The organism is Streptomyces sp. NPDC101178 (assembly GCF_044767965.1).
Lineage (GTDB): Bacteria > Actinomycetota > Actinomycetes > Streptomycetales > Streptomycetaceae > Streptomyces.
Map to the genome: position 1 here is coordinate 511,779 of NZ_JBIWOZ010000001.1, position 12,789 is coordinate 524,567.

The following is a 12,789-nucleotide window of genomic DNA, read 5'->3' on the forward strand; positions in this document are numbered from 1 at the left end:
CCGTCCTGCACCCGATGCCCGGCCAGCCGCGGGTGGTGCAGTTGAAGCCGCTGGTCACCTCGGAGCTGATCGAGGTGGGGGCGTACTCGTACTACGACGACCCCGAGCACGCCACGGAGTTCGAGACCCGGAACGTGCTCTACCACTACGGGCCGGAGCGCCTGGTGATCGGGAAGTTCTGCGCGCTCGCCACGGGGGTGCGGTTCATCATGAACGGCTCCAACCACCGTATGGACGGCCCGTCCACGTTCCCGTTCCCGACGCTCGGCGGCTCGTGGTCGGACCACTTCGACCTGCTGACGGGGCTGCCCGACCGGGGCGACACGGTGATCGGCAACGACGTGTGGATCGGCTACGAGGCCGTGATCATGCCGGGCGTCCGCATCGGGCACGGCGCGATCATCAGCTCACGGTCCGTGGTCGTCTCGGACGTCCCGGACTACGGCATCGTCGGCGGCAACCCGGCCAGGCTCATCCGCACCCGCTACGAGGAGGCGGATATCGCGCGCCTGCTGGCGGTGGCGTGGTGGGACTGGCCGGCGGAGCACCTGACGCGCCATATCCGTACGGTCATGTCGGGCACGGTGGCCGAGCTGGAGGCGGCGGCGCCGAGGAGCTGCATCTGGTAGTGCTCCGCGAGTCGACTCACGGAGCACTACCAGGGCCTCTACCGGTGCCGCGTAAGTCGACTCACGCGGTGGCCCCTACCCACAGGGGAGCGGTCAGCCACCGAAGGTGCCCGCCTTCACACCGTCGATGAACGCGGTCCAGTGACCGGGGCCGAAGAACTGGAGTCCGCCGGCCGGGTTCTTGCTGTCGCGCACGGCCCGGCCGCCGTCGGCGGTGTGGGCGACCTCGACGCACTCCTGCTGGCCGCCCTGCGAAGCACTGGACTTCTTGAACTCCGTAACGATCTTCTGGCTGTTCATGTCGGCTCTTTCTCGGACTCGGGAAGGCTGGCGAGGCACTCACGCAGGAACGTGAGGGTCTGTGCGGGCGTCAGGGCGGACGATCGAAGAGCTTCGAAGATCTGCGCGTGGGTGGCCATCTCCTCCAGATCCTCGATGATGACCGTGCTCGTCGTGCCGTCGAAAGCGACCGCGCCAGGGGCCGACTCAAGCACTTCAGGTGATCTCTGGTTCCGCCTGCCCACGACCTTGGGGGACGTATGTCCGGGCGCACAGACAGCAAGAGGTTCCGAGTCCGCAGGGACTCCATCCCCGCCGCTCGGCGGCACGTCAGAACGGTCCTCGTCGGGTGGAAGCTCGGCGGCTTGGTGGACGACGCCTCGCTGATCACCAGCGAGTTGGCCACCAACGTCGTCGCTCACGCCAAGGGCGCCGGCGACTACTTCGAGTTGGGGTCACGGCGCCGGAACGGCGTACTGATCCTGGAGGTCGCCGACTCCTACCAGTGGCTGATGCCTGAGCTCGGCAAGCCGGCCGACGACGACATGTCCGGCCGAGGCCTGCTCATCGTCGACGCGCTCGCCGAGCGGTGGGGCGTACGGCCTCGCAATCCCGGAAAGACCATCTGGGCTCAACTACCGACCGGGACAAGGCCCCTGTGAGGCAGCTCCCCCACCACCGGCACACACATCCCCCACTCCTCCCCTTCGCCGAGCTGGTACGCATCGAGGGCGACCCCGCGTACCGGGACCGGCACTTCCCCGGGCTCAGCGCGGCGATCGCCCAACGCGGCCACTGGCGCTCGGCCGAGGCGGACGCGCTGGTGCGGCAGCCGAGGTCGCCGCCGGGAGAGCTGAGTGGCAGCAGAGCAAGCAGTCCACCACCAGCACGGAGGAACAAACAGATGCGCACGATGACGCAGATGCCCGCCCCCTGGGGAACGGGCCGGATGGGACCGTACGAGGCCACCCCCACGATCCCGCAGTTCACCCCCGTACTCGACCCCGAGACTCAGGTGGCCCTGATCCTCGACGAACACGGACGCATGGTCGAGATGGGCGGTCACGGCACCAGCACCAGCGGGCTCACGCCCACGCAGACCACCCCGGGCGACGGCGCCGGCCCGGGCGGAGCCAACGACTCCGACGCCACGGAGTCCTACGACCAGGACCAGTCCGACTGATGGACGGCCGACGCGGGTCGGTGCTGGTGCTGACCAACCCCTCCGACGTGACCACGGACATCGTGCTGCGCATCCTCGCCGCGCGCCGTGTGCCCGTGGTTCGCCTCGACCCCGGCACCGACCTGCACACAGGGGCCTCGCTGTCCGCCACGTACGGCACGGGCGTTCAGCGGGGTGCCCTGCGCACCCCGAGCCGGAATCTCGACCTCGGGCGGGTGCGGTCCGTCTGGGTACGCCGGTCCTCGCCGTACGCCGGTCCTCGCCGTACGCCGGTCCTCGCCGTACGCCGGTCCTCGCCGTACGCCGGGCCGCCCGGGCTGGAGACGCCGGACCGCAAGTTCGCGGCGGAGCAGGCCTCTTGGGGAGCCGGAGGCATCCTCGCGTCCCTGCCGGGCGTGCACTACGTCAACCATCCCTGGAACAACCGCGCGGCCGAGTACAAGCCCGCTCAGCTCGCCGCCGCGCAGCGGTTCGGTTTCCTCGTGCCCGACACGTTGATCACCGATGTCGCTTCCGAGGGGCGGGAGTTCGCCGCTGAGCAGAGCAACGGCGTCGTCTACAAGCCCTTGTGGAACACGCCTTACCGCGTGGCCGGGCGGCCTCACAGCGTATGGGCGCGCGAAGTGCGTGAGCAGGAGATCACGGACGCCGTGGCGGTCTGCCCTCACCTCTTCCAGGCCCGGGTGGACAAGGCGTTCGACGTACGGGTGACCGCCGTCGGGCATCGGCTGTTCGGAACTCGGATCGACAGCCCCGACCTCGACTGGCGGCGCCGACAGAACCTCATGCGCTGCGGGCCGATGGACGTGCCCGACCCGGTGAGGACCTCCATCCACGCCTACCTCACCCACTTCCGTCTCGCGTACGGAGCGTTCGACTTCGCCGTGACCCATGACGGCGCCTGGTACTTCCTTGAGTGCAACCCCAACGGGCACTGGGCCTGGCAGCCACCCGGCATCACCGACGCAATCGCCCATGCCCTCGCCTATCAGCTGGAGAAAGGCTCGGAACCGTGAGCATATCCGCTCAACTGCGTGCCGCCCTCGCGAACGTACTGGCCGAGGGCGGCACGCTCACCGACCCGGCATGGCGCGGCGCAGCCGAGGCCGTACCCCGGCAGCTGTTCGTGGGGTCCTACTTCGCGCAGGTCCCCGACAGCTTCACGACCCGCTACCGGCCCGTGCACCGGGGTGAGGACGGGTGGCTGGACGGGGTCTACACCGACGAAACACTCATCACCCAACTCGACGGCCGCACCAGGGCGGACGACATCGACGGCGGCAGCACCGTCGTGGGCTCCGCGACCTCGTCATCCACTCTGCCGTCGCTGGTGCTGCGGATGTGGCAGCAGCTCGAAGTGGAGCCCGGACACCGGGTGTTGGAGGTCGGCACCGGGACCGGCTACTCGACCGCCCTCGGGGCGCACCGCCTGGGCGACGACCGGCTCACCAGTGTCGAGTACGACCCCGTGGTCGGCCAGGCCGCCGCTTCCGCCCTCAAGGCCGCCGGATACGCGCCGCGGCTCATCGTCGGAGACCGTCTGCGGGGAGATCCGGACGGCGGCGGGTACGACCGGCTGATCGCCACCTGCTCGGTCCGGTACGTCCCCATGGCCTGGCTGCATCAGGTGAAGCCGGGCGGAAAGATCCTGGTCACCCTCTCCGGCTGGAGCTACGCGTCCGGGCTGGCGCTCCTCACCGTGATCGGGCCCGGGACCGCCACCGGACGGTTCCTGCCCGGGTACACCAGCTTCATGATCGCCCGCCCGCACGACCGGCCGCCCCGTCCGACCCTGGCTCTGCTGCCCGGCGAGGAGCGGCCCAGCCTGATCGACCCGGCGGTGATCGGGACGTGGACCGGCAGTTGGGTGGCCCAGCTCGCCGCGCCGGCGGCGGAACGTATGGGGGTGGGGCCGGAGCAGGTCCTCTGGGACGTCTCCACCGGTTCCCAGGCACGGACGACGCCCGGGCCCGGCGGCGGGTGGACTGTTGTACAGCGTGATCCTGTACGGCTGTGGGACCGGGTCGAGACCGCGATCCGGCACTGGCAGGCGGCGGGCGAGCCGCACCAGGAGGGCTTCGGCGTCACGGTCTCCGCCGCCGGCCAACGGGTGCGGATCGGTGGTGAGGACAGGCCGGGGTGGGATCTGCCAGTGTGACCTCCGGCTACCTCCTCTCAAGGACCGCGAGCCCCGCCCTCGCTACATCGGCTCATGCCGTGGGCGGGGCCTCGTGCTGCCTAAGAACCCCGTCGCCCACAGCTCCGTCCGTTCCCCCCGGCCGCCACCGCATCCTCCGCCTCGCAGCCCGCTGGCCTGGATAACCGAGATCACCACCGCCCTCGAACGGCCCGCCCGCCTACCAAACCCGGCTGACCAGCGCATCCACGCGCTCCCACAAGCAGACAACCCCACCTGGAGCAGTGCCCAACACCCAACCGAGACAACACCCAGGTCCTCACCCTGCCCGCGCGACCGCCGAATGGGCCACCGACTCCGCCGGCGGCCCATCGCGATGTTCGAGGCTGGCTTGGGGGCTCAGGAGCCGCCCATCACGCCGCCAATTCGGAAGTGAAACCGCAGAGCCGGTCAGCACCGTGATCAACTTCATGGATTCGCTCACGCCCGACGACTGAGTGCGAGAGCATCATCCGAAGCGATCGAATGTGAGGACTCATGGAACCACAGAACGGGCTGGAAGCCGCTGAAGCACTCGTCGATGCCTGCAAGCACGCGGGAGGCCATGAGCTAGACCTTTCAGGGCTCCGCTTGAACGCATTGCCTGAGTCGCTGGGCAACCTCACGGAACTCATGGAGCTTGACCTCAGTGGCAACCAGCTGACGGCCGTCCCTCACGCCCTGAGCAACCTCACATCCCTGAACCATCTCGATCTGGACAACAACCAGCTGACGACCGTCCCTCCCTGGGTAGGGAACCTCACCGGTCTGACCGAGCTCAAACTAGGCAGTAACCAGCTGACCGCCGTCCCCGAAGGCCTTGGCAACCTCGCCCACCTCAAGCGCCTCGATCTGGACAACAACCGGCTGACGACTGTCCCCCAGTGGGTAAAAGACCTCTCCGCCCTCGCAACGCTCCACCTTAGTGGCAATCAGTTGACGGTTTTTCCCGATGCGTTGAGCAACCTCACCGGACTTGTTGAACTTTACCTGAGTGATAATGGGTTGGCAGCGGTTCCTGAGAGTCTGGGTAACCTTACCGAACTCGCCACGCTCTACCTGAGTGGTAATCGGCTGTCGGCGGTTCCTGAGAGTCTGGGTAACCTCGTCGGACTTGTTGAGCTCAATTTGAGTGGTAATCGGCTGTCGGCGGTTCCTGAGAGTCTGGGTAACCTCGTCGGACTTGTTGAGCTCAATTTGAGCGATAATCGGCTGTCGGCGGTTCCTGAGAGTCTGGGTAACCTCACCGAACTCGCCACGCTCTACCTGAGTGGTAATCGGCTGTCGGCGGTTCCTGAGAGTCTGGGTAACCTCACCGAACTCGCCACGCTCTACCTGAGTGATAATCGGCTGTCGGCGGTTCCTGAGAGTCTGGGTAACCTCACCGAACTCACTATACTCAGACTGGGCAGTAACCAGATTACCGCTGTCGCAAGTTCGCTGGGGAATCTAAGCCAGCTTCGGCATCTCGATCTCGACAATAACCTACTAGCGACCGTCCCAGAGAGCCTTGGCAACCTGACCAAACTCACAGAGCTCAACTTGTACGAGAACCAGCTGACCACCGTCCCGGACAGCCTGGGCAACCTCACTCAACTCATCGAGCTACGACTCGACATCAATAAACTGGCTTCCGTCCCAGAAGCGCTGGGCAATCTAACCCAGCTTCAGCGTCTCGATCTAGACACGAACCAACTGACTGTAATACCGGAAAGCCTGGGAAATCTTACCCAAATAAGTATGCTCTACCTGTTTGACAACCAGCTGACTTCCATCCCGGGAAACTTCAGCAAACTCACCGAACTCAACACGCTCAACCTGAGTGGTAATCAGCTGACCGTCATCCCGGAGAGCCTAGGCAATCTAACCAATCTCACCTGGCTAGACCTGAGCAGGAATCATCTGACCGCCATCCCGGAGAGCCTGGGTAACCTAACCGACCTCACCGAGCTCAATCTGAGTGGTAATCAGCTGACTTCCATCCCGGAGAGCCTGGGTAACCTAACGCGGCTCGCCGCACTTAGCCTGAGTGGTAATCAGCTGACCGCTGTACCAGAAAGTTTGGGTAACCTTACCGAACTCACCTCGCTCAGCTTGAGCGGCGGCAACCAGTTGACGACTCCACCACCGGAGATTATTTCTGCCGGCGCTCAGGCTGTTGTGTCGTTTCTTGCAGAGATGGGGCATGATCCAGTCCATCAGTGGGCTTCGAAGGTCGTAGTGGTGGGTGAGGGTCGAGTAGGCAAAACATCGCTACTACGTGCCCTCCGGGGAGAATCTCATAACCGCCATGAGGCCAGCACGCACGGACTGACAGTCGACAGCCTCCACCTTGCCCATCCCAACCCCCCAGGCGACGAAAACGTGATCATGCGCCTGAGCACCTGGGATTTCGGCGGACAAGAAATCTACCATGCGACTCATCAGTTCTTCCTAACCGATCGTTCCCTGTTCTTGTTGCTTTGGGATGCGCAGATCGGATGGGAGGGGAGCAAACTCCATTATTGGCTTGACATGATCAAAGCTCGCGCCCCGCAGGCCCCAGTGGTACTGGTAGCTACCCACCTGGGACCTCGACCACCAGACCTACCGCTCGCCGAACTCAAGGAGACTTATCCAGGACTCATTGCGGCGAGTCTGGCTTCGGACAGCGAATCTCGTGAAGGCATCGAAGAGCTGAGGGAATGCATCCGGCGAGAAGCTGCGCGACTCCCTTTGATGGGGGCCACTTGGCCTCGGCGATGGCTTCAAGCTGCCGATGCAATCCGAGCCGATCAAGCTAGGCATGTCGAACCCGAACAATTGCACGCCTTGATGGCGAATCATGGAGTGACCGAGGAGGCCCATCGGCAGGCGCTGACTGCGGCACTACACAGCCTTGGGGATTTGCTTTTCTATCCGGACGATGAGGAGCTATGCGACTTGGTTGTTCTGCGTCCTCAATGGCTAACCGCCTATATCAGCAGAGTCTTGGATTCAGAGATAGTCCTCGAAAGCGGCGGGCTCTTTAATCATGGTCTAGGCAACGAAATCTGGCAGGACGTCGACCGGGCTATGCGTCGACACTTCATCAGGATGATGGAGCACTTCGACTTGTCCTACCGCACCGAGGGTCGAATGAGTAGCCTTGTAGTTGAATTGCTACCTTGGGATCCTCCGCCGTACCAGGAGCAGTGGGATGGGCTGCTACGCAATGGTCCACGCGAGTTGCGACTGCGATATAGAATGCACACTGTGCCACCCGGGATCCCTACATGGTTTATTGCCCGGGAACACCGTTTCTCCATTGGCCTTCGCTGGCGTTCAGGCACCCTGCTAAAGCATCCGGATGGGGAGCACTTCGGTCTAGTAGTGGTTGACCGACACGCTAAGGCGGCAGAGATTCGAGTCCGCGGCCCATATCCGCACGATTTTTTCGCGGTACTCAAAGACGGATTTGAGCAGACCCTGCAGCGCTATCCTGGACTGGATATCACTCGTTCAGTTCCCTGCCCACACAAGGATGATGATGGAAAATCGTGTCCTCACGAGTTTCCTCATATGCAATTGGTGACTCGGTTGGCCCGTAAGCCCCCCCGTGAAATCATCGAATGTCCAGAACATCTGGAGGATCTGGACGTGCGTATGCTGCTGCAGGGCATCGAGCCTCCAACTCAACGCAAATCGGAAGTGATGGCAGCTGAAGCCCTCGCTAAACTCGATCAGCTGCAAGCTTCCGCGCAACAGCGTCACGAAGAAGTCCAGATCCGCTTTAATCAGGCCGACTTTAATTTCGATCAAGAGTTGGGGCGGACTCGAGCAGAGGTTTTTGCCGTGCTGGCCGAGCAGCAGCGGGGATTCCTGGCAACAATTAGGCGCGAACAGTCGAGAAATGAGGTGCTGTGCCCGAGTCTAATTTGGGTGCGGCGGACGAACCGTCGCCGCGTTGGAGGATTGCTGCCGGGGGAAGTGCTTCAGTTGCACTTGTGCTGCGAAGCGCCGGGGCAGTGGCACCTGCTAGCGGACGTTGAGCCGTACGAGGTGCCGGCGGAGTCTGACTTCACTAACGCCGTACTGCTTCCTTATGTGCAGCGCACGCTCTCAGTGTTGAAGTACGTAGTTCCAGTCTTTGGTGCTGGCCTAGGAGTGGCTTCGGAAGATCTGGCTAATATCTTGAAAGATGACATCGAATTGATGAAATCTTTGCTGGAGGGATTGCCTGAGGAAATGCGCACGCGGTTGGATGATGGCCAGATCCAGTCCATGGCTAGGGCGGAGGATCATGCCGAATACCGCCGAATGTACCACCTCCTTAAGCAGCTTGATCCCGCTGAAAAGTGGGGTGGGCTGAATAAAGTCACCACACCCGAGGGGCATACATATTGGTTGTGCCGTGAACATGCTCGAACTTACCGCCCGGTTATGGGGGCGGTGGAAGGCGTTCAACCGCAGTTCTCGGCCGGGGAAGGGACCACACATGTTTTGACACAGTCAACAGAGCGACCTGATCCGATCGAGTAACGTCGTCACAATGGGCAGAGCTGTCGGTGGTGATGTGGCAGCAGGCGGACTTGAGGAAGGCTTCGTGGCTGCCTGCTCGTCGTTCCCAGCGGATGCGTTTGAGACCGTGGGGCTAAAGGCTGTTGCAGACGGGTGTGGGCAGGTCAAAGTCGTGTTTGACCTGCTGGTTCCGCCTGTCATAGCAAGGTTGTGCAGGGTGGCGACGGCTTGGACGGCGTGGTGGGGGCCGTCTCCTTTCTGGCGGCAGTCGCGGAGGGTTTCCAGTTCTTCATGCGGGCGAAGGTGTGCTCGACGCGGGCGCGGACGCGCCGGTGTTCGGCGTTGTCCTCCTCCTGGCCCCGCAGGAGTGGGCGTCCGGATCTCTTGCGGTGCGGGACGATCAGTCCGGTGCCCAGGTAGGCGCCGTCGGCGATGACCGTTATCCCGGCCCCGATGGCGATGCAGGTCCGAATCCCACCAGGCGTGGACGTTGGCCTTGTTGCCGGGGACGGGGCGGGCCGAGGCGATCACCAGGCGGCTGTCCGCATCGATGACGACCTGCACATTCGCCGAGAACCGGTAGTTGCGTGAGGACGCGGCGACCGTACGGTCGCGGACCGGGACGAGGGTTCCGTCCACGATCCACAACCGTTCGACGTCCGCGACGGGCCGCGGAGCCGTCTCCAGCGCAAGAAGCGGCCGCAGGCGCTGGATGACCCGGCAGACGGTGGCCGGGGAACAGCCGAAGAGCGGGGCGAGCTGCCGCATCGTGAGGTTGGTGCGGTAGTAGACGGCCACCAGCAGGACCCAGTCCGCCAGCGGCAGGCACCACGGTCGACCGCCACCGGGACCATTACCTCTCCGCTCCCGTACCGCCTTCACCAACTTCTCGAACCGGCCCATCCGCAACCCGGCGAACGTCTCCGCTCACAACGGCTCAGCCCGCAACACCCTACCCATACAAGAGGAATTCCCTAACTCAGGTGTTCTGCAACACCCTTTAGGGGATCGGTGTTGCACCAGGAAAACGGTCCCGCGCAGACCGCCAGGGCCGCAACACCGGTGACAGCATTTGCTGCGCTCCTCTTTCGCGATGGCATCGGCAACTTCCTCTTCTCAACAGCCGCAAGAAGGCGGCTGCTCGGGCCGCCCGATCACGGCCGGCCCGAGCGGAACACCGACCCCACGAACTCCGTCAGCAGCCGCTCCTTCAGCCGGACCGGCAACGCGTCGAGCAGGAACAGCACCGGGGCCATCCGCTCCGGGAGGCCGGCCCCCTCTCCCAGGCCCGCGAAGGCCAGGATTCCCGCGATCTCGTCCGGGGTGAGCGCGTCGGGGTCCAGGTCCGCCGCCAGGTCCGTGAGGGCCGGGTCCGTCGTGACCGGGGGCAGAGCCCGGGCCTCGGCCAGGGCTTCCGGCAGGTCGGTGAGCAGGGTGTCCACGCGGTCGACCGTGGCGGGGGTCAGGGTGAGGTGGAGGTTGGGCGGGAGGCCGTCGAAGGAGAGCTGGGGCTGGAGGTACCAGCCGCGTACGCGCATCTCGTCGGCCAGGTGCAGCAGCAGGCTCAGGTCCGGTGTGGCGGCGGTCCCGTCGGGGGTGGCGGAGGTGAGGACCGTGAACGCGACCAGGCCCGCCTCCGGTTCGCCGAGGATGTGGACGTCCGGGATGGCGCGGAGGCCCTCGGTGAGGTGGTCGGAGGCTTCCGCCACCCGTGCGGCCAACGCCGTGTAGCCGTCCTCGCCTATGTGCTGGAGCACCGCCCACGCCTGGGCGAGGAGGCCCGCCGACTTGGTGCCCTGGACCGTCGGGTTGACCACCGGGTAGCCGGGCCAGCCCGCGTGGGCGAAGTACTGGTGGCGGCGGAGTCCGGCGTCCCGGTAGAGGACCACGGAGGCGCCCTTGTCCGCGTAGCCGTACTTGTGCAGGTCCACCGAGAGCGACGTGACACCGGGGAGCGAGAGGTCGAAGGGTTCCACCGTGCGGCCCGCCTTGCGCAGGTACGGGAGCAGCCAGCCGCCGATACAGGCGTCCACATGGCACAGCACCTCGTGCTCGGCGGCCGCCTCCGCGATCCTCGCCACCGGGTCGATGACCCCGTGCGCGTACGAGGGCGCAGAGGCGACGACCAGTGCGGTACGGGGCGTGATCGCGGCGGCCATCGCGGTGGGGTTCGCCTTGTACGTCACCGGGTCCACCGGGACGACGACCGGTTCCAGGCCCAGATAGGCGGCGGCCTTGTGGAACGCGGCGTGTGCGGTGGAGGGCAGCACCAGTTGCGGGTCGGTCACGCCTCGGGTCGAACGGGCGTGGTCCCTGGCCGCCTTGACCGCGAGCAGGATCGATTCGGTGCCGCCGCTGGTGAAGGTACCCCGCGTCTGCGGCGACCCGCCGAGGAGCGCTGCCGCCGCGCCGACCAGGTCGTTCTCCAGGCGCGCCACGCTCGGGAAGACCGTGGGGTCGAGGCCGTTGACGGTGGCGTACGCGGCGTAGGCCTCGGCGGCCAGCTCGTCCAGGCCCTCGCGCCCGGCGTCGTAGACGTAGGCGAAGGTCCGGCCGCCCCGGGTGGGGGCGTCGGCGGTGCGCAGTTCCTTGAGTTCGGTGAGGATCTCGGCGGCGGGGCGGCCGGTGGGGAGTGCGGGGGCGTTGTCCTGGTCAGGGGACACGGGCGGGTTCCTCCGGGGCGTCGGCGGGGTCCTCGCGGTAGTGGTGGAGCAGCCACAGGCTCGCGGCGGCGAGGAGTGCGGGCAGCAGGCTCATACCCGCCGTGATGCCGGTCAGCGCGGCGGCGGGCTGCGCGACCTCGTGGTCGGCGTCCGATGAGCGGAAACCGGTCACCGTGAGGACCAGCGCGAAGACGCCCGCGCCCAGCGCGAACGCCAGCGTCTCGGCCGCCGTCCACAGGCCGGTGAACGTGGCCGCACGGCGCTTGCCGGTACGGGCGGTGTCGGCGGCCAGGGTGTCCGCGAGCAGGGTGAGCGGCAGGAGTTGGAGGCCCGCGTAGGCGATGCCGATGACCGCGACCGCCGCGTATCCGAGCGCGCTGCCCACCTGGCCGGTCAGCGCGAGGGCGGCGGCCCCGGCGACGTACAGCAGCGTTGCGCAGCCCTGCGCGTACTTCGCGCCGCGCAGCCGGGCGAGCCTGGTCCAGACCGGCACGACCAGGACCAGCGGGCCGATCAGGCAGGCGAAGAGCGGGGTCACCGCGGCCGGTGAGCCGAGGGTGTACGTGGCGAAGTACTGGACGCCCGCCAGCATCACGCCGACCGCGAGCGCCTGGAGGAACCACATGCCGGCCAGGAGGAGGAACGGCCGGTTCGTGCGGGCCACGGCGAGTTGGGCGCGGAGGGAGGGTTCGGCGGTGGAACGGGCCACGGCGGGCGCCCACCGGGTGGTGAACCAGGCGCCGAACATGCCCGCCGCGAGCAGGACGGCGACCGCGACGCCCATCAGCCGGTAGCTCGCCGAAGTGCCGCCGTCCGCATGGGCGATGGCCGGGGCGAGCGCGCCCGAGAGGAGGATCGCGGCGCCCAGGAAGCCGACCCGCCAGCTCAGCACCCGGCGGCGCTCGGCCGGGTCCTCGGTGATCTCGGCGGGCATCGTCACGTACGGCACCTGGAAGACCGCGTACGCGGTCGCGGCGAGCAGGAAGAGCGCGGCGACGTACGCGGCGGCGGCCATGCCGCGCAGCGGGGGCGCGGCGAAGATCAGCGCGAAGAGCGGCGGCAGGGTGCAGGCGCCGATGAGGAGGAACGGGCGGCGCGGGCCGCCGCGCAGCCGGCTGCGGTCGGAGAGCGCGCCGACGAGCGGGTTGATCAGGACGTCCCAGGCCTTCGGCAGGAAGACCGCGGCCCCGGCGATGGCCGGGGAGACGGCGAGCACGTTGGTCAGGTAGTAGAGCAGGATCAGGCCGGGCACGGTGGCGAAGGTGCCGGTGCAGAGCGAGCCGAGGCCGTAACCGATCCGCACCCGGCGCGGGAGGAGCGGGCCCGGGCTGCCGGGGCTCCGCTCCGTACCGCTGTCGTGGCGGCTCTCGGTCGGCATGG

At 66.2% G+C, this 12,789-nt stretch carries 10 protein-coding genes and 1 pseudogene; 6 read left to right on the top strand and 5 right to left on the bottom strand.

Annotated elements, in window-relative coordinates; all coding sequences use genetic code 11:
• Positions 1–14: 14 nt before the first annotated feature.
• On the top strand, positions 15–629 hold the full coding sequence (locus ACIRR8_RS02270) for a CatB-related O-acetyltransferase (RefSeq protein WP_404058695.1): 615 nt from the start codon (positions 15–17) through the stop codon (positions 627–629).
• Between the two features lie 93 nt (positions 630–722).
• Here the strand turns inward: ACIRR8_RS02270 and ACIRR8_RS02275 are convergent, their stop codons facing one another.
• A complete protein-coding gene (locus ACIRR8_RS02275) occupies positions 723–929 on the bottom strand; it encodes a DUF397 domain-containing protein (RefSeq protein WP_404058004.1) in 207 nt (68 codons plus the stop codon).
• Complete coding sequence (locus ACIRR8_RS02280) at positions 926–1,123, bottom strand: Scr1 family TA system antitoxin-like transcriptional regulator (protein ID WP_404058006.1); 198 nt, start codon at positions 1,121–1,123, stop codon at positions 926–928. Before ACIRR8_RS02280 ends, ACIRR8_RS02275 begins: the two co-directional genes overlap by 4 nt.
• A 45-nt stretch (positions 1,124–1,168) precedes the next feature.
• Here ACIRR8_RS02280 and ACIRR8_RS02285 point away from each other — a divergent pair, with 45 nt between their 5' ends.
• The 5 genes from ACIRR8_RS02285 (at position 1,169) to ACIRR8_RS02305 (ending at position 8,767) form a co-directional block, all read left to right on the top strand.
• Positions 1,169–1,570, top strand: a complete 402-nt coding sequence (locus ACIRR8_RS02285; protein WP_404058008.1) for an ATP-binding protein — start codon at positions 1,169–1,171, stop codon at positions 1,568–1,570.
• On the top strand, positions 1,567–2,091 hold the full coding sequence (tgmA, locus tag ACIRR8_RS02290; protein WP_404058010.1) for a putative ATP-grasp-modified RiPP: 525 nt from the start codon (positions 1,567–1,569) through the stop codon (positions 2,089–2,091). Before ACIRR8_RS02285 ends, tgmA begins: the two co-directional genes overlap by 4 nt.
• Positions 2,091–3,107: a hypothetical protein gene (locus tag ACIRR8_RS02295; RefSeq protein ID WP_404058012.1), complete on the top strand. Its 1,017-nt coding sequence runs from the start codon at positions 2,091–2,093 to the stop codon at positions 3,105–3,107. Before tgmA ends, ACIRR8_RS02295 begins: the two co-directional genes overlap by 1 nt.
• Positions 3,104–4,249 carry an ATP-grasp peptide maturase system methyltransferase gene (gene tgmC, locus ACIRR8_RS02300; protein ID WP_404058014.1) on the top strand — a complete coding sequence of 382 codons (1,146 nt, stop codon included), beginning with the start codon at positions 3,104–3,106 and terminating at the stop codon, positions 4,247–4,249. The genes ACIRR8_RS02295 and tgmC overlap by 4 nt, the downstream gene beginning before the upstream one ends.
• Before the next feature lie 516 nt (positions 4,250–4,765).
• On the top strand, positions 4,766–8,767 hold the full coding sequence (locus tag ACIRR8_RS02305; RefSeq protein ID WP_404058016.1) for a leucine-rich repeat domain-containing protein: 4,002 nt from the start codon (positions 4,766–4,768) through the stop codon (positions 8,765–8,767).
• A 171-nt stretch (positions 8,768–8,938) separates the two neighbouring features.
• Here the strand turns inward: ACIRR8_RS02305 and ACIRR8_RS02310 are convergent.
• The 3 genes and pseudogenes from ACIRR8_RS02310 to ACIRR8_RS02320 all read right to left on the bottom strand — a co-directional run.
• A pseudogene (locus ACIRR8_RS02310) lies at positions 8,939–9,649 on the bottom strand (transposase); the annotation flags it as partial.
• Between the two features lie 251 nt (positions 9,650–9,900).
• Complete coding sequence (locus ACIRR8_RS02315) at positions 9,901–11,409, bottom strand: pyridoxal phosphate-dependent decarboxylase family protein (RefSeq protein ID WP_404058018.1); 1,509 nt, start codon at positions 11,407–11,409, stop codon at positions 9,901–9,903.
• Positions 11,399–12,787, bottom strand: a complete 1,389-nt coding sequence (locus ACIRR8_RS02320) for an MFS transporter (protein ID WP_404058020.1) — start codon at positions 12,785–12,787, stop codon at positions 11,399–11,401. The genes ACIRR8_RS02315 and ACIRR8_RS02320 overlap by 11 nt, the downstream gene beginning before the upstream one ends.
• Positions 12,788–12,789 lie beyond the last annotated feature (2 nt).